Here is a 21,538-nt window from a genome sequence, read left to right as displayed (position 1 = left end):
AACCTCTTTAGAAACTAATACTCTAATTATAACGGAAAAGCTGAAGAATTTTAACCAGGCTACATTAGCAAAGCATTAAACACCGATCGGGTTAGCAACAATTAACTCAAATATTATTTACTAATATTAGTTGTTTTATCTATTTATTAGTGCTATTCTAAACATGTAAGCGTTATCAACTAGATGGTATGTTTTATTTTTTCTCCTGTTTTATTTTTAGAAAGGATGTTTCTTTATGGGTGAACTAGACGGTAAAATTGCAATCGTAACTGGTGCAGCAAAAGGGTTCGGTCTTGCAAGTACCAAGGCATTTATCAACGAAGGCGCCAAAGTTGTAATGACTGACGTTGACGATGCTGAAGGGCAAAAGCAAGCGGACAAACTAGGCGACAAGGCAATCTTTATCAAGCAAGACGTTTCAGACGAAAACTCTTGGCCAGAAGTATTCAAGAAGGCTGAAGAAACTTTCGGTCCAGTAAATGTGCTATTAAACAATGCCGGAATTCTCCTCTTCGATAATGCCGAAGACGTCAAGATGGAAGACTTCCACAAGATTCTTTCCGTTGACCTGGACGGGGTTATGCTTGGGCAAAAGTATGCCATTAAGCACATGAAAGAAAACGGTGGTTCAATTATTAACCTTTGTTCAATTGCCGGCCTAATTGGGATTCCAAACCTCTTCTCTTACAACGCTGCGAAGGGTGCCGTTCGTCTGATCACTAAGTCAGCCGCCCTCTACTGTTGCGATAAGAAGTACCCAATCCGAATTAACTCTGTTCACCCTGGTTACGCTCATACCCCAATGGTTGATGCTTACCCAGAAATGCGGACTGATTTGGAAGCATTGCACCCAATGGGCCGTCTTGGGGACGCAGATGAAATTGCCAACATGTGTGTCTTCCTTGCTTCTGACCGTTCCTCCTTCAGTACCGGTTCAGAATTCGTCACTGACGGTGGATACACTGCTCAATAATTAGTCAACTAATTTTTAAACCATTAATATCAAAATAAACTGCCGCTCGAGTTAATTCGAACGGCAGTTTAATTATGTTGTTATTAGGAATTACTTTCCGTGAACCTTTGCAAAAATGCAAATTGGTAAAGCAATTGCACCGGTAATTAAACTAACAGCAGCAACTTTTTGCTTCTTTGAAAGTGGCTTGTCAACTATTTTCATTTGAAACAACTCCTTTGCATAAACAACCATCTAATCCTTTCCACACCCTTATTTTACTGGGGATTAACAATAATATAAAATGATATGCATTCTAAGTATGGTATAGTAGAATTGGAGGAGTTAAACTATGTTTAAAGCTTATAAATATTATTGGGAAAACTCATTTAAATACCAGGCTACCTCTACGCGAGCTGATTACTGGTGGCCCGTGTTAGCTAACTTAATTATTTACGCAATTCTATGGCTATTGCTCGTTGCTTGCGGTGTCTCATCATTTAGTTCATTAATTAACGGGAGCACTCAGGGATTAGGAGCAATCCTAATTATCGCGGTCTTAATGGCAGTCTTTGGGATCGCTAACATCTTCTCCGGAATCGCAATTACTGTTCGTCGGCTTCGGGATGTTGGCATCTCCAGTTGATTCTTATTTGCAGCTTGGTTGCTTTCAATCATCTTAGGCAATGTTGACAACGAATTCTGCAACGGCTTAATGGCCATCCTAGAAATCGTTATCTTGGTTTTTATGTGCCTACCAACCAACTCCATCAGTAAGCAAGGCTGATGGAGCCCAAACAAGAGTGAGGATAAAGAAATCCCTAGTTTGCGGAATGAAAATGAATAAAATTTGAATAGTATAACCAAAATAGCCACCTAGTTATTAAGTCTTGACGTGTACCCCCAGAGTTGGAAATCAACTCTGGGGGTATTTTTATGACTAAAATTAGTATTAACACTAAGATTAAAGCCGTTGAGGAGTATGCCAATGGAACAGCTAGCTTAACTGCTATAAGGAGCAAATACGGAATCTCTAAACTAGAATTTCAAATTTGCGTGGGAATTTATGCAAAATTTGGTAAACAGGCACTGCTCAATCCACCTAAAGTGACTGGGGATTTCCGGCTGAATCTGGTAAAGTGGAAACAAGAAAATTTGGCATCAATTTCTGAAACTTGTATTCACTTTGCCTTTCGATCGCCCGGTTCAATATTTAAATGGGAAGCTCTTTATAATAAGCAAGGCCGCAAGCTTTATTAGAATTACGCCGCGGAAGGAAACCTAAAAATGGTCACACAACACGACAAGGATCGAGACCAACAACTACTTCAACTCCAAAAACAGAATCAAGCTCTACAAAGAGAAAACTTATTATTAAAGATACAACTCGACGCCTCAAAAAATTGACAGCCTTGAGAAAGCATCCAAAAAAGAACTTGCGCAAGTAATTAATGAACTCAAGGCTAAATACCTGTTAAAGGACTTAATTGATGCGCTCCCAATTTCGATGTCGACTTACCAATACTGGCAGAAACAGTTTAAGTACCCTAACGAAGATGAACTTGAGCTTAAAGCGGTAATCAAAGGGCTGTTTAACTACTATGAAGCCGAGTATGGAGTGCGACGACTTAGCGCCCAAGTGCGCGCTTATTATCAGCTAATCGGTAAAACAGCTCCTAATCACAAGCGAATCCAACGCCTCATGCATGAGATGAATCTTAAATGTACTAAATACAATCAGCGGCGGCGCAAATACGATTCTTCCAAGGGTCCTAACGGTAAGAAGGCCAAGAACAAGCTTAATCGTCGCTTTATGAGTAATCGTAAATATCAGAAAATGGTCTGTGACATTACTGAATTTAAGGCATATAACGGCCAAAAAGTCTATCTGGAAGTCATTAAAGATCTCGCCACTAAGCAGATTTTAACTTGGGCCATCGGTCAAAGCCCTACACTCCATTTTGCCTTAACACCACTGCAAAAGTTACTAGATCAGTTACCATATACTGGTTATCAATTAACTCTTCACACCGATCAAGGATGGCACTACCAACATCACGCTTGGCGAAAGCTTTTGCGTGAAGGACACATTCGACAAAGCATGTCTCATCGAGCAACCTGTTTAGATAACGCCGCTTGTGAAACGGTCTTTAGCAAACTTAAAGCTGAGATTGGCCAGGATACTAGTTATCGAAGTCGCGATGAATTAATCCAGGCAATTGAAGAATGGCTTCATTTCTATAATGAACGACGAATACAGACAAAACTAGGCAACCAAACACCACTCCAATACGAGCAGAATTTAGTTGCCTAAGAAAAATAATTATTCAATTTACAAGTAAGAACATACAAGTTCCAACTTTAAGGGTACACGTCATTTCCGTACTAATAAAATAAGGAACCTTTATATTTGAGAACATTTTGAGAACACTTACTTTGTCTTTCTTAAAGTTAAATAAAAAAGAAAATCCTCAAAACGCTATTATATCAACGTATTTGAGGTTCCTTAAACTTACATAGAATTTAAATAAGGAGAGTACAGGATTTGAACCTGCGCGCCCGCTCTACACGGGTTCGCCGGATTTCGAGTCCGGTGCATTACCACTCTGCCAACTCTCCATAATTGGTTATTCAAAATAACTCCGAACAACCAAATTGTATCAAAATTGTGTCCCACAGTAAAGGTAATTATTGGTTTGCAATGTCGTAAGTTGTCTTACCATTCTTTGCTGTATACATAGCTTGACTATCATCGCCTGGATTCATGATACTGATTGAGTAATCAGTCCCAATTGCCTTGTCGATGTCCTTTGAGTTCTTCTTGAAGGAATCAGTCAACTTACTCCAACCCATCTGCTCTGCCTGGCTTGGATCCTGGGCCAACTGCTTAAGCGCATTGACAGTATTACCATCGGTTGGTGTTACCTTGTAGGTCTTAGTCTTACTATCAAAAGAAACATCCCCAAGCTTAGCATATCCCTTTTGTAATTGTCGCAAGATTGCCATTTCCTTATTTTCTTGAGAAGCTGAACCATTTCCAGAGCCGATATTTGCTTTGTTAGAAAAGGCTGCGCTCCCGCTAGTAGTCGTTACTTGAGAAGAGCGGGCTTCAGAAGAGTGCTGCTTATTATGGTTAAATGCTGGCAAATTAATTACCCCATAGATAACCGCAGCTAAACTAAGGGCAACGATGATCGTTCCACCTTTCCACTCACGGTATTGTTGCCATGAATTAGCAAGGTAAAAGCCACCCAAGATTAACATTAAGCCACCAAAAACAATCAAGAAAATCATTAATAATTACCCCTATTTTTTGACACTAGAATTCCATTAAGGCCTTCATATCATAGTCCTTGATCTTTTCTCGACCATGAAGATCCTTTAATTCAATCAAGAAGGCACATCCAACAACAATTCCACCCATTTCTTCCACCATCTTAATGGTTGCAGAAATAGTACCACCAGTAGCCAAAAGGTCATCTACGACCAAAACACGTTGGCCTGGTTTAATTGAATCGGCTTCCATTTGAAGGGTTGCTTGACCGTATTCCAGATCATAACTTGCACTAACGGCCTTCCGTGGTAGTTTGCCCTTCTTTCGGGCTGGAGCAAACCCAACCTGCAACTCACGGGCAATTGGGCAACCAACAATAAAGCCCCGTGCTTCAGGACCAACAACCATATCAACTTGCTTATCCTTTGCGTAGTCACAAAGTTCATCAGTTGCCTGCTTAAAAGCTGCTCCATTAGCCATTAACGGTAAAATATCCCGAAAAGTTACTCCCTTTTCTGGAAAATCTGGAACACTCGCAACGTACTTGTAGAGGTCTAAAGTCATAAGAAAAAATTGTCTCCTTTAATGTATGTTTAGACAGTTTAATACCCACTTTGCCAGGGACTTACTATCGCTAAATAATAATACTTGTTCAGCTTTATACTGAGCGATGCGCCGCTGATATGGGCTTGTTTCTTTAATGTCAGTTTTATCCACATCACTGACTGGTTTTAAAATACCATCTTTTATTGTAACAAATCCAGCCGCAGAAAACACTCTTAACATAAAAATTAATCGTTCTGCATTAATCCTTAACCGCGTACTTAATTGGTTCAACTGGCGGTTTAAATCAATCTGCGGTACCTGGACTACAAGCCGATATAATCGGGCAAATTCATCCCGAACTGGCATCCCGTTTAGGTAGACGCTGTGCGGTTGAAATAGAAATAAGCGGATCAATGACGGGGCATGCTGATCATTACTAAATAGTTTTTCAAATTCTTTCAAACTTGGCGGACAGTCCACCAATGTTACCTGTTGTCCAGAGAAATCGGTCCCCACTGCTTCTTCTGGTGATAATGCCTGCCCGTTTGGAAGGTGGGGCTGGATATTATCTCGTAATTTTTTATCAAACGCAATGTAATAGCCTTGTTCATTAAAAAGTTGGGGATTCAGTTTATTGGTTCGTTGATCAAGGATTACCGGACCATCAACACAAATATCCGCAAGCATTAATTGGACCGTCCGCTTCCCCCGCCACTCATTAATTGAAAGCTTAACTGCCAGATTAACTTGGCTTGCGACTGCTGATTTTAGGATTGGCGCTAATTGTCCCTTTCCAAAGGCAATCACCGTAACTTTCGTCTGACCATCACTTACCGTAAATTTTAGGTGTAAATTATCCTTCCCCATGGTCACAATATCACCAATTTGGTCAGGAGCTAATTCAAAAATTGGTTGTTCATTTCCCGGTCCAAATGGCGAAAGAGCTACCAATTGTTCATACAACTGCATATTAATCTCTGCTGGATTAATCGAGCTAGCAATCTCTAATGGCTGTTTTTCCCGATCATCAAATCCCTGCTTCTGTGCTTCTTCAACTAGCACATTCCGCAGAGCTTCAAGATTACTAACATCAAAGCTCAAACCGCACGCAGCCGGGTGACCACCAAATGACGTCATCAATCCCCGATGACCATCCAATGCCGCAAATAGGTTAAAGCCATCAACACTCCGACCGGAACCCTTGGCAATTGATTGATCATCATTGGAACTAGCAACAATTACCGGCTTACCAGTTTGATCCATCAAGCGACTAGCAACAATTCCTAGTACTCCTTGATGCCAGTCATGACCGACGATTAAGAATACTGGTTGAGCTTGGTCTAATTGACTTAACTGCTGCTGAGCCTCAGCCATAATTTCATTTACTAATTCCTGGCGCTTATTATTCGCCTGATCAACCATCTTGGCTAATTTTCCCGCCTGGTCTTCATCAAGAGTCGTTAAGAGCTTAACGCCATCGTTAGCATCCGCGATCCGGCCTAATGCATTTAGCCGAGGAGCAATCACAAAGCCAATATCCTGGTCGGTCAAATATTGCTCACTGACCCCGGCTTCCTTGATCAAGGCATGTAGTCCCGGTCGCATCCCCTGACGAAGCTCTTGGATCCCAGCCATAATCAATGGCCGATTTTCATCAGTCACACTAACCACGTCGGCGATTTCACCAATGGCAACTAGGTCAAGAAAGTCTTCAGGGAATTCATCCATCAGCGCCCAAGCAACCTTAAATGCTACCCCAACTCCAGATAGATCAGCAAATGGGTAATCACTACCTGGGTAACGAGGGTGCACAATTGCATAAGCATCGGGTAATTCTTCTGGCATTTCGTGGTGATCTGTTACAATCACATCAATTCCCTGCTTCATTACTGGGTCAATCACCGCTTTACCACTGACACCATTATCAACAGTGATAATCAACTTGGTCCCCTGCTCGACAATTCGTTGGTATGCATCCGCATTGGGACCATATCCATCACGAAAGCGGTTAGGAACATAATAATTAACATTTGCTCCGGCATCCCGGAGGACCTCATACATCAAAGCGGTACTGGTGATGCCATCCGCATCGTAGTCACCATAAACAGTAATCTGTTCTTCATTTTCCACTGCTTCCCGGATCCGTTTAACTGCCTTATCCATATCATGAAGCTGGTGTGGATCATGGATCATCTCCATTGACGGCTGAAGATAACTATGAGCCGTATCTAAACTAGTAATCCCCCGCTCAACTAATAAGCGGGCAATCACAGGACTTACCGAGAGTTCTTGACTCAGTTGGCTAACTACCTGCTTATCCGGTGCCTTTACCCGTTGCCAATCATACTGTGCTTTTACCATTCAAACCACCATTCATTTTTAAAATCAAGAAAGAAGCTGGGAAAAACAAGCCATTTTTCCTAGCCTCCCATTACCACGAGAGTCAATTATAGTTCTCGCTTATTTTGTTGAAAATCAAAGAACTTTTTAATCGCCCAGTCACCAAGTCCTGGAATGATACTGTAGATCCAGCTGAGACAACCCATGTAACCCGGCAGGTTAATTTCGCGTGTCTTATAGCCAACATTATTCCAAATCTGTTCAGCAAGTTCAGTTGGTGAAACAAACATCCATCTTGGCAAGTGTGCACGGTATTTCCCTTGGACATCAGCTTTCTCGAAGAATGGTGTATCAATTGGACCAGGATTAACAGTTAAGACCTGGACTCCATAATCAGCTACTTCCATTCGTAAAACATTATCAAATTGGTTTACACCTGCTTTGGTTGCAGAATATGCAGCACTGTTAGGGGTTGGAATTTTTCCAGCAATTGAACCCAGATTAATAATTGCTCCATAACCTTGATCCATCATTTGCCGGGCAACACAACGACTAATGTACATGAGGGCAAGGAGGTTCACATCAGTCATTCTTTTAAGAGTGGTAAATGATTCGCCGGTTGCTGGTGCAAAATCACCCAATCCCGCAGAATTAACAAGGGCATCAATCCCACCAACCTCATGTTGGATTTGGGATAATACCGCATCAATCTGGTCAGGATCAGTAACGTCTAATTCATAAGAAAATGCTGGACGACCAGACAAAATCAAGCATTGGTTAGCAACCTTTTCTAGACGCTTCTTGTTACGTGCGACCACAATAACAATCGCACCCCGACGAGCAGCTTCAAGGGCTAATGCTTTACCAATCCCACTATCGCCACCAGTGATCAATACAACCTTATTTTTTAGGAATCGCAGTTGTTTGAACCTCTTTTTCATCTTAAAGGCCTCCTTGCCAATTACCTATTTTTTAAATGGTATATCAATAACATCAAAATCATTTACTACCCTGGTATCCCGAACAACGTCACGTACCTGGTATGCCAACTGGTAAGCGGCCTTCCCGGTATAACGTGCTGAAATATGTGTTAGCAATAATTTCTTTGCGCCTGCTTGCTTAGCAACTTCTGCCGCTTGAAGACTAGTTGAGTGGTAGTAGTTATGAGCCATCTTCGCCTCGTTCTTAGCAAATGTTGCTTCATGAACAAGGACATCTGCCTGATGGGCAAGCACAACTGCATTTGGTGTCTGCCGAGTATCACCGAGGATGGCAACAATCCGTCCTGGTTGCGGCTTGCCAATATAGTCTTTTCCGTCAACCACTCTACCATCATCGAGTTTTACTGTCCTACCAGCTTTCAACTGACCATAAACTGGTCCAGAAGGAATATGAGCTTGACGTAATTTTTCAACCTGTAATTCACCAGGGTGGTCTGCTTCTTCGATCCGGTAACCATAACAAGCGATCTTATGGTCAAGTGACATGGTAGTCACTTTAAATCCCCGTTCGTTAAATAACTCCTGGTTATGATCAATTTCCACAAATCTTAGTGGGTAACTTAACCGTGATTCACTTACCTGAAGGGACGTTGTAACAAAGCGCTTAATCCCAACAGGTCCGTAAATCGTGAGTGGCTCATTTCCGCCTTGGAACGACCGTGAGCTTAAAAAACCTGGTAGTCCAAAGATATGATCCCCATGAAGGTGGGTAATAAAGATCTTTGTAACCTTTCGTGGCCGAATGGTTGTATGGAGAATTTGGTGTTGGGTTGCTTCTCCAGCATCAAATAACCAAATCTCATTTAGTTCTTCCAAAAGTTTTAAGGCAACACTAGTAACATTTCGCTGTTTACTCGGTGAGCCGGCTCCAGTTCCTAAAAATTCAAGCTGCATGCTCTTTCCTCAATTCCTTCTGATTTTTATTTATTATTGTACAAATTCAAAAACAAACTTATCAATTCGAACGGTATCGCCATCCTTGATCCCCTTAGCCCGTAATGCTTCATCAACACCCATATGACGGAGTTGACGGGCAAACCGTAATTGACTTTCTTCGTGGGTCAAGTCGGTCATCTTAAACAACCGTAGAAGCTTTTCCCCACCAAGGACCCACGTACCGTCTTCATCACGACTAATCGTAAAGTCGGCTTGATCCTTCTCTGGTGCTTCAGCCTTGTAGACCGCTTCAAGTTGTTCGTCATGACTCTCACTATCAAACGCTGGCGTCTTATCTAACAAGTCAGCCGTTAATTGCATTAACTGTTGAACCCCTTGGTGAGTAACCGCAGAGATTGGGAAAATCTCAGGTTGCTTTTCAAGAGTATCATCAGCAGCAAGATCCTTTTTAAAGGCTGCCAAATTCTTCTCAGCATTCGGCAAATCCATCTTCGTCGCAACAACAATTTGTGGACGCTTTAATAGTTCAGGATCATAGTTAGCTAATTCATGGTTAATCTTCTTAAACCGTTCAATTGCTTGCTTAGGATCATCACTGCTCATGTCTACTAAGTGAAGGAGGACCCGGGTCCGTTCAATATGCCGGAGGAACTTTAATCCAAGGCCAACACCCTTAGATGCTCCTTCAATCAATCCTGGCATATCAGCCATTGCAAAGTCACGGCCATCAGGCAACAGCACCATCCCCAAATTAGGGACCAATGTCGTAAATTCATACGCCGCAATCTTTGGCTTAGCACCCGTGACAACAGATAACAGGGTAGACTTCCCAACAGATGGGAATCCAACCAGTCCAACGTCTGCTAACATCTTTAATTCAAGTTCAAGGTAACGATCTTGTCCAGGTTCACCATTTTCCGCAATTTCTGGTGCCGGATTCTTCGCACTTGCAAAGTGAATGTTACCACGACCACCACGGCCACCCTTAGCCACAACTAAGGTCTGACCGTTTTCAACGAGATCACCAATGATTTTACCAGTGTCCAGATCGCGAACCGTCGTCCCTTGAGGAACACTGATTACGGTATCTTCAGCACTTGGGCCAGTCATCTGCTTGCTCATCCCGTTTCCACCATTCTTTGCCTTAAAAATTCGGTGGTAGCGGAAGTCCATCAGGGTTCGTAATCCCTCATCGACTTTTAAAACAATATTGCCTCCATGGCCACCATCACCACCGGATGGTCCACCATTAGGTACGTATTTTTCACGCCGGAAGGAAACCATTCCGTTTCCACCCTTTCCAGCGTGAGCTTCAATTTTAATTTGATCAACAAAAGTGTTCATAAGTTGATTTCTCCGTTCCTATGTTCTAAATACAAGTATATTGGAAAAAATTACCAGCGTCAAAATCAATCGTGACTACTGCCCTTGGCCACGTCCGCATTTCCTTGAAGTGAAACTTTAATTAGTTGCGCAGTCTTCATGTTAATTCCTAATGAATGGATCTCTTCTACTGAAGCCGCAGCAATTTTAGGAATTGAACCGTAATTCTGCAGTAACTTGGTCCGTGTTCGTGGTCCAACACCCTTAATTGCATCGAGCCGTGAAGCCATCGAATGTCGAGCATGAACGCGCCGGTGGAAGGTAATTGCAAAGCGGTGAACCTCATCCTGAATCCGCTGAACTAGGTAAAATCCCTGGCTTCGTGGATCAAGGTTAATATGTTCATCGTGCTCACCAAAAAGAAGATCAGCCGTCTTGTGCTTATCATTCTTAACCATTCCAACTACCGGAATATCGAGACCTAGTTCATTTTCCAAGACGTCCTTAACGGCATTCATTTGAATTTCGCCACCATCCATAAAAATCATATCCGGCATTGGCTTATTTTCCTTCAACAGACGCGAATAGCGACGACGAATTACCTCGCGAGTACTTGCGGCTTCGTCCGCGTGGTTAATCACACTTTTCAGTTTATACTTCCGGTAAAGTTTCTTTGCTGGTTCACCATCGACAAAAACAACCATTGCACTAACCGGATCCGCCCCTTGAATGTGCGAATGATCAAATGCTTCAATCTTGTGACCCTCTGGTAAGCCAAGGGCATCCGTAATCTCTTTCATCGCCCCGGTTGTTTTTCGGGTATCCAATTCAAGAAGGCGGAACTTTTCATCAAGAGACAGCTGGGCATTTTCACGAGCCATTTCCATTAGATCACGCTTTTCACCGCGTTCTGGCGTTCTTACTGGCACCCCTAAGATTTCACTAATTTCCTTATTTGGCAATCCCTTGGGGAGTAAAATTTCCTTGGGCAAAACATTATTCCGTCGGTTATAAAACTGAAGAATAAAACTGGTCATTTCTTCTACGTCCGTATCAACTACCGGGAATAACCTTTTTTCTCTTTTCATGAGCCGGGCCTGGCGGATAAAGAATACTTGGATTGAAAGCCAACCCTTATCCATATAGAAATTAAAGAGGTCGCGGGGCGTTTGATCGTTAGAAATAATCTTTTGTTTTTCAACAGTTACCTTAATGTAATGAAGTTGGTCGCGAATTTCAGCTGCTCGTTCAAACTCTAACTTTGCAGCAGCATCATTCATTCGTTTTGTTAACTGCCGCTTTACATTTGCAGTATTTCCATTTAAGAAGGATTTGATCCGTTTAATCTGCTCATCATATTTTTCTTTGGGAACCGTCTTAAAGCAGGCACCTAAACACTGCCCCATATGGTAATACAAACATGGACGGTTTTGAAAACCATTGCACCGCCGTAATGGATAAACCTTTTGGATAAAATGCAAGGTCTCTTCAGCCGCATATACATTTGGGTATGGTCCAAAGTAATAGGCACCATCCTTTTTTACTTGACCAGTAATCATTGTTCGCGGATCACGTTCATTTGTGATCTTAATATACGGATAGCCGGTTCCTCGCTTTAACTTGATATTAAAATAAGGCTGGTGCTTTTGGATTAGCGTGATTTCAAGCAAAAATGATTCCTTATTTGTTGAGGTAACAATCGTTTCAAAATCTGCCACCTCAGAAACCATCTTGGCAACTTTTCCCGTATGTGAACTCTTAAAGTAAGAGCGAACCCGATTTTTTAAGTTTTTGGCTTTGCCGACATAGATAATCTGATCATTGATGTTTTTCATTAAATAACAACCAGGTTTATCTGGTAATAATGCCAGTTTATGTTCAAGATGTTCACTTGCCATAAAGATTCCTCCACTTAAATTGCTAGGTATTAATTATACGTTAAATTACGGAGGCAACGCAAAGGATCTGTCCACATAATTGTACTTTCCTGACTTTTTATGCTAGAGTATGAAAAAACTAGAGGAAGTGTTAATAATGGGACTTGTTACTCGCCGAAGTATGCAGCTAGATAAACTTTTTGATCAGTTTGCGGTTGACCCCAAAAAGACGAAGAAACAACCAAAAGATTCTGCAAAGGATAAAGATAAAGCTGACAAAAAGGACGGTAAGAAGGATTAAATTAAACATTACTATTAATAATTAGAGGCCAGAAAACAAATTGTTTTCCGGCCTCTTTCTTTGTTAATCCTGCTTTTTAAACCCTTGCGGATAACGCTTATTTAATTCTTCAATATTTGTCGTTGCAACTTCATCAAATGGAATGTCAGCCCATTCTGCGACCTGTGAAAGGTACCAGAGGACATCGCCCATTTCATGGATCAGTTGCCGACGATCAAGCTTCCGTCCACGGAAAGTATAGTTTTTTACTAGATCAACGACCTGACCAGATTCACCAGCTAGTCCCAAAGCACAATTAGTTAATACTTGTTCATTACCGTAGAGCGTTCGCTTTGCCGCATTTTGATATTGATTAAAATCCATTTGGCATTATTCCTCCCCAATTCGCTGTTCGATCCAATTCCAAACTTGATCTTTACCCTGTTTTTTTACCGCAGAGAAAAGAACCAATGATGTTTCAGGCGCCAGATCTAATGTTTTAACAATATCATTTTTTACCCGATTTCGAGCATTTGGCTTAACCTTATCAATCTTCGTTCCCACGATTAGGGTCGGAATATTATAATAGGCAAGCCATTGATACATTGAAACATCATCAGCTGTAGGCTTATGGCGACCGTCAACTAACTGAATTACTCCCCGCAATTGCTGCCGTGTTGTCAAATACTCTTCAATCATCTTTCCGAAACGTTCCCGTTCTTTCTTGGAAACTTTGGCATAACCATAGCCAGGAACATCCACAAAGTATAGTTGATCTTCAACGTTATAGAAGTTCAAAGTTTGGGTTTTACCCGGTTGACTGGACGTATGAGCAAAGTTACGGCGATTAATAAGGACGTTTGTTAGTGACGATTTACCAACGTTAGAACGGCCCACAAGCGCAATTTCTGGGTAATCAGTTGCGGGATACTGTTTTGGTTCAACGGCACTAATTGTTAAATCAACATTATTGACTTGCACTAGCTTGCACTCACCTTTCTCTAAATTATGAAGCTTCCTTTTCACCCTTCATAATATAACGTGGTTCTGTGTGTTGAGTTACGCAACGTTTGTCGATAATTACCTTTTCAACATCTTTACGACTTGGTAAATCAAACATGACATCACGCATTACATCTTCAATAATTGAACGAAGGCCCCGAGCACCCGTATTACGCTTGATTGCTAATTGAGCCATTGCCCGTAAAGCACCATCAGTAAAGCTTAATTCACTTCCATCCAAACGAATTAACTCTTGGTACTGCTTAACAAGGGCATTCTTTGGTTCGGTTAAGATCCGAACAAGATCATCTTCATCAAGCTTTTGCAATGCCGTCATTACCGGGAGCCGTCCAATAAATTCTGGAATTAAACCAAACTTTAACAGATCCTCAGGGATAACATGTTGCAAAATGTTCTTTTCGGTAACATTGGCTGCTTCGTCTGAGTTAGTACCAAATCCGATTGTCTTATCCCCAAGACGTTCTTTGACGATTGTCTCAATCCCGTCAAAGGCCCCACCAACAATAAAGAGGATATTCTTAGTGTCGACCTGGATAAATTCTTGTTGTGGGTGCTTCCGTCCCCCTTGAGGCGGAACATTAGCAATTGTCCCTTCAAGAATCTTTAATAGGGCTTGTTGAACCCCTTCACCGGAAACATCACGGGTAATTGAAACATTCTCGCTCTTCTTGGCGATCTTATCAATTTCATCAATATAAATGATACCCTTTTCAGCAGCTTCAACATCAAAGTTTGCAGCTTGAAGGAGCTTCAAAATAATGTTTTCAACATCTTCACCAACGTACCCCGCTTCAGTAAGAGTGGTAGCATCCGCAATTGCAAAGGGAACATTCAAAATCCGCGCTAATGATTGAGCCAAGTAAGTCTTCCCCGAACCAGTAGGCCCGATCACTGCAATGTTACTCTTTTGTAACTCAGTATCATTATTATCACCAGTTGTCATTGCATTAACCCGCTTATAGTGGTTGTAAACCGCAACTGATAATGTTTTCTTGGCGTCAGATTGACCAATTACGTAATCATCCAACTTACTCATAATTTCTTCAGGAGTTGGCACCTTGAATGTACTATTTTTCCGGTCCTCTTCAAGTTCCTGATCAATAATTTCTTGGCACAGAGCAACACATTCATTACAAATGTATACCCCAGGCCCTGCAACAATTTTCTTTACTTCATCCTGTGACTTCCCACAAAATGAACAGTGGACTGAATCCATACCACTAGTATCTTCAAACATGGATTGTAGCCTCCTATTAAATCTACTGGTCTTATAATAACAAACTTATATGATTAATTCGAATTATTAGTTTACGAAAATAATCAAAGTTAGAAGAAGGGACTGTAATGGAGTACTCCACTACGGTCCCTTTTCTAAAAGTATTTAGCTGATAAGAAGAGATTACTTATCTTCCTTCTTGTCGTCAGCCTTTTCAACTTGCTTTGCAGAATCAGCAACCAAGTCAACGGCCTTACGAATCTTAATATCATGTGTAAGCATGTCTTCAGACAAGGCATTCTTAACTTGGTCTTCCTTCATGCCGTATTGCTTAGCAAGATCACTGATTTCGTTCTTAATTTCGTCATCAGTAGCAGTTAACTTAGCATCGTCAACGATTGCTTCAAGAACAAGGTTAGTCTTAACACGTTGTTCAGCATCAGCAGCAAATTGCTTCTTCAAATTATCTTCCTTAGTACCAGTGATTTGGAAGTACATTTGTGGGCTGATACCTTGTTGTTGCATACCAGCTAAGTATTGTTGCATTTGACGGTTGGTGTCTTCATCCAACATTGATTGTGGAATGTCTTGGATTTCAGCATTTTCAACCGCTGCGTTAATAGCTGCGTCTTCAATAGCAGCCTTAGCTTGGTTATCCTTATTTTCTTGTAATTGCTTCTTAGTCTTGTCCTTTAATTCGGCAAGAGTATCAACGTCTTCATCAACGTCTTTAGCAAAGTCATCGTCAAGTTCTGGCAATTGCTTTTCCTTGATTTCGTGAACCTTTACCTTGAAAATAGCATCCTTACCAGCTAATTCCTTAGCGTGGTAGTCTTCTGGGAAGGTTACCTTAACAGCAACATCATCATCGGTGTTGTGGCCGATTAATTGATCTTCGAAACCAGGAATAAATGAGCCTGAACCTAATTCAAGGGAGTAGTTGTCAGCAGATCCGCCGTCAAACTTCTTACCATCAACGCTACCTTCGTAGTCGATAACAACAGTGTCACCCTTTTCAGCTGGCTTGCCTTCCTTCAATACAAGTTCAGCTTGTTGTTGACGCTTCTTTTCAAGTTCAGCGTCAACATCAGCATCACTAACAGTGGTATCTTGCTTTGGAACTTCCATACCCTTGTAGTCGCCAAGCTTTACTTCAGGCTTAACGTCAACAGTAGCAGTCAATACCCAAGGTTGATCCTTTTCCATGCTCTTAATGTTAATTTGTGGTTGAGCAACTGGTTCAATCCCAGCTTCCTTAACTGCATCACTGTAAGCTTGTGGCAATACCTTGTTCAAAGCATCTTGGTAAAGAGATTCTTCACCGTACATTTGGTCAAAGATTTGACGAGGTACACGACCCTTACGGAAACCTGGAACAGTAATCTTCTTCTTGGTTTCTACGAAGGCTTCGTCAAGTCCCTTCTTAATAGTGTCGACATCAATTTCAAATGTCAAAGTACCTTTGCTGGCGTCGCTATCGCGTTCCCATTTTGCTGACATTTTATTTCCTCCAATATACATCAGATTGACCAAACACTAATCAGGCTGGTCTTTACATACTCTACTAGTTTACCGTACGTAAGTAGTAATTGCAACTAATCAAAGAATTCGATCAGATTAAAATTTAAAAAAGAAAAAGGTCCGGAAAACCGAACCTTTTTCTCACTGAAACTAATAATTAAATTAGTCTAAGACGTCGGATACAACACCTGCACCAACAGTGTGTCCACCTTCACGAATAGTGAACTTAAGACCCTTTTCAAGGGCAACTGGCTTTTGTAATTCAACAGTGAATGTAACGTTATCACCAGGCATAACCATTTCTACACCATCTGGCAATTCGATAGTACCAGTAACATCAGTTGTGTGGAAGTAGAATTGTGGACGGTAGTTTGAGAAGAATGGAGTGTGACGACCCCCTTCTTCCTTGGTCATAACATAAACTTCACCCTTGAACTTCTTGTGAGTTTGGATGGAACCTGGTTCAGCAAGAACTTGACCACGTTCGATTTGGTCGTGTGAAATACCACGAAGCAATACACCAACGTTGTCCCCGGCTTCACCAAGATCAAGAGTCTTGTGGAACATTTCCAAACCAGTAACAGTTGACTTAAGAACGTCTTCAGTCAAACCAACGATTTCAACTTCGTCACCGATCTTAACAGTACCACGGTCGATACGACCAGAAGCAACAGTACCACGACCAGTGATAGTGAATACGTCTTCGACAGGCATCATGAATGGCTTGTCAGTAGGACGCTTTGGAGTTGGGATGTAGTCATCGATAACATCCATCAAGTGAAGGATAACCTTTTCTTGTTCTGGGTCACCTTCAAGTGCCTTAAGAGCAGAACCACGAACAACTGGAACATCGTCACCAGGGAAATCGTATTCACTAAGTAAGTCACGAACTTCCATTTCAACCAAGTCAACCAATTCATCATCGTCAACCAAGTCAGTCTTGTTCAAGAATACAACGATGTATTGAACACCAACCTGACGGGCAAGAAGAATGTGTTCACGAGTTTGTGGCATAGGACCATCAGTTGCGGCAACAACAAGGATAGCACCATCCATTTGTGCGGCACCGGTGATCATGTTCTTAACGTAGTCCGCGTGACCTGGAGCGTCGATGTGAGCATAGTGACGCTTTTCAGTTTCGTATTCAACGTGGGCAGTGTTAATAGTGATACCACGTTCCTTTTCTTCTGGAGCTGCATCGATATCAGCGTAGTCTTCAGCCTTAGCCAAGCCCTTTTCTGATAATACCTTAGTGATAGCAGCAGTTAAAGTAGTCTTCCCATGGTCAACGTGGCCAATAGTACCAATGTTTACATGGGGCTTTGTACGTTCATAATGTTCTTTTTCAGCCATTAATGAAAACCTCCTGTGAATTTACAAGTATAATGCCAGTCATTTCAAAAAAATAACTGACACACCCTTATGGATATTGTACTACTTCTTTTCGCCAATGAAAAGATTAATCAAATGGCTCTCAAGAAGAATTCTATAACATAATATCAACTATCCGTCGATTTGTAAATAATTTAAATCATGTTTTTATTGTAATTTATCAATGAATTGGTTTAATTTCTCTTGCCAATGAATAATATGCTTGTTTTCACTAGAATATTCACCGGTTGTCGCTCGTTTTAACATTACGCTGACCCATTCCTTAGGATCAGTAATCACTTCATCGATCAACGGATTCAAAAGAATTGCCTGAAGATCTAACTGGATTAATAAGGCCCGGAGAATCTGCGGATCGGTTTGCTCTAGTTGATCTTTTAATATTTTTTGACACTCAGCTATCAGTGGATTTTGATAGGCTATTGGTAATTTAGCTGGGACAATTTGGTGTTCTTTTTCATCAATACAGAGCATTGCGATTTCTTCTTGACACTTAATTTGTTGCAGAATATTCAAAATATCCGCCTTAACAAATTGCTGGGTAAACGGATCACGAAGTAAAAACTTAGCACCAACCATAAAATCAGCCAGCGAAAGTTGATCCGCTGCTAATAATCGTTTTCGTTGTTCTACCAGTGGATAGTCGCCAAGATGGTAAAAAGCACGCAACTGGTTTTGAACTGTCGTCTTAAACTCTTGACGATACTTCGCTTCAGCATCTTGAACTAATGGGAGCAACTTATTAGCAACTTCCCCAGGCTGGCGTAAAATCATCGCCCGAGTGGAAATAAAATGTTGGGCCTTCAGACAAACTTGCACAAGAAAATCTAAATCGTTTGCAAATACCTGTGGAGATTGAACAGCGACCTGGTATGCGAGCTTAAACTGATTTGAATTGTAAAGTGCCTTGGTTGCCCATATCATTATTTCTTCATCATCTACCTGGTTACGCAGATCAAGAAAAATCGCTGCAGCATCTCGCCACTTGTTTTCTGCTGACAATTTTTTTGCTTTTTCAAATTGTTTCATTTGTTCAGAATTCATACTGTTTTCTCACCTTTAAATTAAGAAATCAGGGAATCCAGCCACTGCTGCCCAACTCCCTGATTTCAAGTTTTACCTATTCATTATTTTTATTTGCTTGGTGCTTTCGTCCACGGCCACGACTTGAACGTCTCTTAGCCTTTTTCTTGTTCTCTTGTTGGTTGGAACTATTCTCTTCGGCTTTTTGAGTTCCATTCTTCTTTCGTGAGTGTTGGTTAACTTCCATAATCACTGGAAGAATTACTGGATGACGTTTAGTTTGGTCAAATAAGAACCGGTTTAACTTTTCACGCACATCTTGTTTTAAGTGTCCCCAATCAAACTCTTTTTGGTCAAGGTTTTCTTGAACAACCTTTTCAACTAGATCAGCGCTTTGCTTCATCAGTTGACGGTTTGTTTTAACGAAAACAAAGCCACGGGACGTAATTTGCGGACGGGCAACAATTTTCTTATTCTTCCGGTCAATGGTTGCCACCACAACAAATATCCCATCTTCTGACAAGACTCGACGATCCCGCAAAACAATGTTACCAATATCACCAATTCCAGTACCATCAATCATAGTATTGGCAACATCAATATGTTCACCAACATGGAACTTACCGTTCTTGTAGGTTAAAACATCCCCCTTATTAACAATAAAGATGTTTTCTGCCGGAATTCCAACTTCTTCAGCTAATTCAGCATGCCGAGCTAATAGCCGGTATTCACCTTGAATTGGGATAAAGAACTTTGGCTTCATAAAGTTAAGCATCAACTGTTCATCATTTTGGTTAGCGTGACCAGACGGGTTAAGGTCATCTGAAATAAACTTAACTTCTGCCCCAGTACGATAAATCATGTCTTTAGTCTTTTGTACTTCTGTTTCCTGTGCATATGAAGGAGTAGTTGTAACAAAGACTAAATCACTATCTGACAGGTGAAGCTTAAGATTATCACCATTAGCAATCTGTTGAAGTGACTTGATTGGCTCACCCATTTTCCCAGTTTCTAAAATGACAACCTGGTTTGGTTCAAGTTCATCAGCCTTTTCCATGCTAATTAACAGATCCTTAGGTAACTTTAATTTACCTAGCTGCATTGCAGTATCAATAATCTGCTCGATATCTTTACCCGAAAGTACTAATTTACGACCGACCTTAACTGCAGCATCAATAATCTGTTGTACACGCATAATGTTAGAAGCAACACTTGCAACAATAATGCGGCCCTTTTGATATTTGAAAGTCTCAAGAATATATTCGCCGATATCCTTTTCTCGTGCTGAAGCACCAGTAATTCCAGCACCAGCTGAATCACTTAATAGTGCTAATACTCCTTGAGAACCAATTTCAGCTAGCCGTGCCAAATCAGTTTGATATCCCGTACTAGCAGTCTGGTCAAACTTAAAGTCACCAGTATAAACAATGTTACCTTCAGGTGCCTCTAAGACAATCCCCAAAGTTTCTGGGATCGTGTGAGTTGTAGAGAAGAAAGAAACGGTAACATCATTAAAGTCAATTGCTGTCGATTCGTCTACCACATGGAAGTCGTTAAACTTTTTAACTTCCTTGTGATTCTTTACCGCTAACTTAGCTAAGGCAATTGTCATTTCACTACCAAAGACCGGAACATTAAAGTCCATTAAGAAGTATGGCAATGCACCAATTGCATCAGCATGACCGTGGGTAAGGAAAACACCTACAATATCGTCTTTCCGCTTCTTGAGGTATTCCCAATCAGGAATAACTACATCAATCCCCATTAATTCGTTTTCGGGGTATTTTAGACCAGCGTCAAGAATGAAAATTTGATTTTCAACCTCAACAGCATACATATTTTTTCCATTTTCGCGTACTCCACCAAATGGAATCATTTTTATACTACTCATTTAGCGAGCTCCTTTGTTTAGTTTTACCCTTATTAGGCATTTTATCGTACAAAATCACTATGTAATATCTTACCACAGAATCAATAAAAATTGGAACACGAGTAACTGGAGCAAAATTTTAAAAAGAAAAAAGCCAGGGAATTAACCCTAGCCTTTCTTGATGAATTACCGACGAAGACCTAACTTTTGGATAAGTTCACGGTAAGCGTTCAAATCAGTCCGACGTAAGTAAGCCAAAAGGTTACGACGGTGACCAATCTTCTTCATCAAACCACGTTGTGAGTGGTAATCATGCTTGTGTGTACGCAAGTGGTCGTTTAATTCGTTGATATCAGCAGTTAAAACAGCAACTTGTACTTGGGTAGAACCAGTGTCACCTTCGTGAGTTGCGAATTCCTTGATAATTTGATCCTTACGTTCTTTAGAAATAGCCATGCTATTTTCCCACCTTTCAATTATTAATGCGCCAAGTTCTAAGTATTACGTCGGTGAGGATCGTAAAACTGAGAAGAGGCATAGTTTAAGTAAACCTTTAATAATATAACTAATTTCCCACCAAGATGCAAGTCAATTGTTCGAAATTCCTCTTTACTATTGCATTGAGCACCAGTCTTTTGTATAATGACAAATGTTGAAAATTCTGGTCAACTGAATATTGGGTAACGGAGGTGAAACTCATGCCAATTATTAAATCAGCAATTGAACGTGTTCGTACTAGCGAAAAGGCTGAAGCACGTAACGCATCCCAATTAAGCAAAATGCGTACTGCTATCAAGAAGTTTGACAAGGCAAAGCTTGCTGGCGCAGACAACCTTGATGATCTTTACAAGGCTGCTATCTCAGCAATTGACCGTGCCCACTCAAAGGGTCTTATCAAGGCTAACAAGGCTGCTCGTGACAAGTCACGTCTTTCAGCACGTTACGCTAAGTAATTAGTAAAATGAGAAGCGGGATATATATCCTGCTTCTCATTTTTTATACTCAA

21 protein-coding genes and 1 tRNA gene are annotated in these 21,538 nt (G+C 41.1%); 6 read left to right on the top strand and 16 right to left on the bottom strand.

The genetic code is table 11. The features are described from left to right. Positions 1-235: 235 nt before the first annotated feature. The 4 genes from H9564_RS01150 to H9564_RS09070 all read left to right on the top strand — a co-directional run bounded on the left by H9564_RS01150 (position 236) and on the right by H9564_RS09070 (position 3,266). Positions 236-973, top strand: a complete 738-nt coding sequence (locus H9564_RS01150; RefSeq protein ID WP_191683745.1) for a glucose 1-dehydrogenase — start codon at positions 236-238, stop codon at positions 971-973. A 331-nt stretch (positions 974-1,304) separates the two neighbouring features. Beyond that, positions 1,305-1,598: a DUF805 domain-containing protein gene (locus H9564_RS01145; protein ID WP_191683744.1), complete on the top strand. Its 294-nt coding sequence runs from the start codon at positions 1,305-1,307 to the stop codon at positions 1,596-1,598. 290 nt (positions 1,599-1,888) lie between these two features. Further along, positions 1,889-2,212, top strand: a complete 324-nt coding sequence (locus H9564_RS09075; protein ID WP_225209491.1) for a hypothetical protein — start codon at positions 1,889-1,891, stop codon at positions 2,210-2,212. A 142-nt stretch (positions 2,213-2,354) separates the two neighbouring features. Then, the gene (locus tag H9564_RS09070; RefSeq protein WP_318241059.1) at positions 2,355-3,266 is read left to right on the top strand and encodes an IS3 family transposase; all 912 of its coding nucleotides are present in this window, start codon (positions 2,355-2,357) and stop codon (positions 3,264-3,266) included. A gap of 216 nt (positions 3,267-3,482) precedes the next feature. On the opposite strand, the gene H9564_RS01135 is transcribed toward H9564_RS09070, so the two are convergent. From H9564_RS01135 to uvrC, 8 genes are all read right to left on the bottom strand, one after another. Continuing rightward, positions 3,483-3,571, bottom strand: a tRNA-Ser gene (locus tag H9564_RS01135). Between the two features lie 69 nt (positions 3,572-3,640). Next, on the bottom strand, positions 3,641-4,246 hold the full coding sequence (locus H9564_RS01130; RefSeq protein ID WP_191683743.1) for a DUF308 domain-containing protein: 606 nt from the start codon (positions 4,244-4,246) through the stop codon (positions 3,641-3,643). Between the two features lie 25 nt (positions 4,247-4,271). Further along, positions 4,272-4,790 carry an adenine phosphoribosyltransferase gene (locus H9564_RS01125; protein WP_191683742.1) on the bottom strand — a complete coding sequence of 173 codons (519 nt, stop codon included), beginning with the start codon at positions 4,788-4,790 and terminating at the stop codon, positions 4,272-4,274. Positions 4,791-4,808: 18 nt separating this feature from the next. After that, positions 4,809-7,133, bottom strand: a complete 2,325-nt coding sequence (gene recJ, locus H9564_RS01120; protein WP_191683741.1) for a single-stranded-DNA-specific exonuclease RecJ — start codon at positions 7,131-7,133, stop codon at positions 4,809-4,811. Positions 7,134-7,219: 86 nt separating this feature from the next. Further along, entirely contained in the window at positions 7,220-8,053 is an 834-nt protein-coding gene (locus tag H9564_RS01115) for an SDR family NAD(P)-dependent oxidoreductase (protein WP_191683740.1), read from the bottom strand. Positions 8,054-8,077: 24 nt separating this feature from the next. After that, on the bottom strand, positions 8,078-9,007 hold the full coding sequence (gene rnz, locus H9564_RS01110; protein WP_191683739.1) for a ribonuclease Z: 930 nt from the start codon (positions 9,005-9,007) through the stop codon (positions 8,078-8,080). 33 nt (positions 9,008-9,040) lie between these two features. Next, positions 9,041-10,354 carry a GTPase ObgE gene (obgE, locus tag H9564_RS01105; RefSeq protein WP_191683738.1) on the bottom strand — a complete coding sequence of 438 codons (1,314 nt, stop codon included), beginning with the start codon at positions 10,352-10,354 and terminating at the stop codon, positions 9,041-9,043. Positions 10,355-10,419: 65 nt separating this feature from the next. Continuing rightward, entirely contained in the window at positions 10,420-12,231 is a 1,812-nt protein-coding gene (uvrC, locus tag H9564_RS01100) for an excinuclease ABC subunit UvrC (RefSeq protein WP_191683737.1), read from the bottom strand. Positions 12,232-12,367: 136 nt separating this feature from the next. On the opposite strand from uvrC, the gene H9564_RS01095 reads away from it, so the two are divergent. Beyond that, positions 12,368-12,511 carry an SPJ_0845 family protein gene (locus H9564_RS01095; RefSeq protein ID WP_191683736.1) on the top strand — a complete coding sequence of 48 codons (144 nt, stop codon included), beginning with the start codon at positions 12,368-12,370 and terminating at the stop codon, positions 12,509-12,511. Positions 12,512-12,574: 63 nt separating this feature from the next. Here H9564_RS01095 and H9564_RS01090 read toward each other — a convergent pair whose 3' ends face one another. The 8 genes from H9564_RS01090 to rpsO all read right to left on the bottom strand — a co-directional run bounded on the left by H9564_RS01090 (position 12,575) and on the right by rpsO (position 20,988). Beyond that, positions 12,575-12,874 carry a nucleoside triphosphate pyrophosphohydrolase family protein gene (locus H9564_RS01090; RefSeq protein ID WP_191683735.1) on the bottom strand — a complete coding sequence of 100 codons (300 nt, stop codon included), beginning with the start codon at positions 12,872-12,874 and terminating at the stop codon, positions 12,575-12,577. A gap of 6 nt (positions 12,875-12,880) precedes the next feature. Continuing rightward, a complete protein-coding gene (gene yihA, locus H9564_RS01085; protein WP_191683734.1) occupies positions 12,881-13,471 on the bottom strand; it encodes a ribosome biogenesis GTP-binding protein YihA/YsxC in 591 nt (196 codons plus the stop codon). Between the two features lie 25 nt (positions 13,472-13,496). Next, positions 13,497-14,750 carry an ATP-dependent Clp protease ATP-binding subunit ClpX gene (gene clpX, locus H9564_RS01080; RefSeq protein WP_191683733.1) on the bottom strand — a complete coding sequence of 418 codons (1,254 nt, stop codon included), beginning with the start codon at positions 14,748-14,750 and terminating at the stop codon, positions 13,497-13,499. 162 nt (positions 14,751-14,912) lie between these two features. Next, a complete protein-coding gene (gene tig, locus H9564_RS01075) occupies positions 14,913-16,229 on the bottom strand; it encodes a trigger factor (protein WP_191683732.1) in 1,317 nt (438 codons plus the stop codon). Positions 16,230-16,412: 183 nt separating this feature from the next. Further along, positions 16,413-17,603 carry an elongation factor Tu gene (gene tuf, locus H9564_RS01070; RefSeq protein WP_191683731.1) on the bottom strand — a complete coding sequence of 397 codons (1,191 nt, stop codon included), beginning with the start codon at positions 17,601-17,603 and terminating at the stop codon, positions 16,413-16,415. A gap of 186 nt (positions 17,604-17,789) precedes the next feature. Then, positions 17,790-18,683, bottom strand: coding sequence for a hypothetical protein (locus H9564_RS01065; RefSeq protein WP_191683730.1), 894 nt, complete (start codon positions 18,681-18,683; stop codon positions 17,790-17,792). A 76-nt stretch (positions 18,684-18,759) separates the two neighbouring features. Next, positions 18,760-20,553 carry a ribonuclease J gene (locus H9564_RS01060; RefSeq protein ID WP_191683729.1) on the bottom strand — a complete coding sequence of 598 codons (1,794 nt, stop codon included), beginning with the start codon at positions 20,551-20,553 and terminating at the stop codon, positions 18,760-18,762. A gap of 165 nt (positions 20,554-20,718) precedes the next feature. After that, positions 20,719-20,988, bottom strand: a complete 270-nt coding sequence (rpsO, locus tag H9564_RS01055; RefSeq protein ID WP_102169068.1) for a 30S ribosomal protein S15 — start codon at positions 20,986-20,988, stop codon at positions 20,719-20,721. 242 nt (positions 20,989-21,230) lie between these two features. On the opposite strand from rpsO, the gene rpsT reads away from it, so the two are divergent. After that, positions 21,231-21,485 (top strand): 30S ribosomal protein S20, encoded by a 255-nt coding sequence (gene rpsT / locus H9564_RS01050; RefSeq protein WP_003716879.1) that lies wholly within the window; start codon positions 21,231-21,233, stop codon positions 21,483-21,485. Positions 21,486-21,538 lie beyond the last annotated feature (53 nt).

The organism is Limosilactobacillus avistercoris, assembly GCF_014836425.1.
Classification (GTDB): domain Bacteria; phylum Bacillota; class Bacilli; order Lactobacillales; family Lactobacillaceae; genus Limosilactobacillus; species Limosilactobacillus agrestimuris.
This window is presented reverse-complemented; position numbering and strand designations above follow the sequence as displayed.

Bases quoted from the DNA above. Each gene is read 5' to 3' on its own strand.
- H9564_RS01150 (WP_191683745.1), top strand. From the start codon at position 236: ATGGGTGAACTAGACGGTAAAATTGCAATCGTAACTGGTGCAGCAAAA.
- H9564_RS01145 (WP_191683744.1), top strand. From the start codon at position 1,305: ATGTTTAAAGCTTATAAATATTATTGGGAAAACTCATTTAAATACCAG.
- H9564_RS09075 (WP_225209491.1), top strand. From the start codon at position 1,889: ATGACTAAAATTAGTATTAACACTAAGATTAAAGCCGTTGAGGAGTAT.
- H9564_RS01130 (WP_191683743.1), bottom strand. From the start codon at position 4,246: ATGATTTTCTTGATTGTTTTTGGTGGCTTAATGTTAATCTTGGGTGGC.
- H9564_RS01125 (WP_191683742.1), bottom strand. From the start codon at position 4,790: ATGACTTTAGACCTCTACAAGTACGTTGCGAGTGTTCCAGATTTTCCA.
- recJ (WP_191683741.1), bottom strand. From the start codon at position 7,133: ATGGTAAAAGCACAGTATGATTGGCAACGGGTAAAGGCACCGGATAAG.
- H9564_RS01115 (WP_191683740.1), bottom strand. From the start codon at position 8,053: ATGAAAAAGAGGTTCAAACAACTGCGATTCCTAAAAAATAAGGTTGTA.
- rnz (WP_191683739.1), bottom strand. From the start codon at position 9,007: ATGCAGCTTGAATTTTTAGGAACTGGAGCCGGCTCACCGAGTAAACAG.
- obgE (WP_191683738.1), bottom strand. From the start codon at position 10,354: ATGAACACTTTTGTTGATCAAATTAAAATTGAAGCTCACGCTGGAAAG.
- uvrC (WP_191683737.1), bottom strand. From the start codon at position 12,231: ATGGCAAGTGAACATCTTGAACATAAACTGGCATTATTACCAGATAAA.
- H9564_RS01095 (WP_191683736.1), top strand. From the start codon at position 12,368: ATGGGACTTGTTACTCGCCGAAGTATGCAGCTAGATAAACTTTTTGAT.
- H9564_RS01090 (WP_191683735.1), bottom strand. From the start codon at position 12,874: ATGGATTTTAATCAATATCAAAATGCGGCAAAGCGAACGCTCTACGGT.
- clpX (WP_191683733.1), bottom strand. From the start codon at position 14,750: ATGTTTGAAGATACTAGTGGTATGGATTCAGTCCACTGTTCATTTTGT.
- tig (WP_191683732.1), bottom strand. From the start codon at position 16,229: ATGTCAGCAAAATGGGAACGCGATAGCGACGCCAGCAAAGGTACTTTG.
- tuf (WP_191683731.1), bottom strand. From the start codon at position 17,603: ATGGCTGAAAAAGAACATTATGAACGTACAAAGCCCCATGTAAACATT.
- H9564_RS01065 (WP_191683730.1), bottom strand. From the start codon at position 18,683: ATGAATTCTGAACAAATGAAACAATTTGAAAAAGCAAAAAAATTGTCA.
- H9564_RS01060 (WP_191683729.1), bottom strand. From the start codon at position 20,553: ATGAGTAGTATAAAAATGATTCCATTTGGTGGAGTACGCGAAAATGGA.
- rpsO (WP_102169068.1), bottom strand. From the start codon at position 20,988: ATGGCTATTTCTAAAGAACGTAAGGATCAAATTATCAAGGAATTCGCA.
- rpsT (WP_003716879.1), top strand. From the start codon at position 21,231: ATGCCAATTATTAAATCAGCAATTGAACGTGTTCGTACTAGCGAAAAG.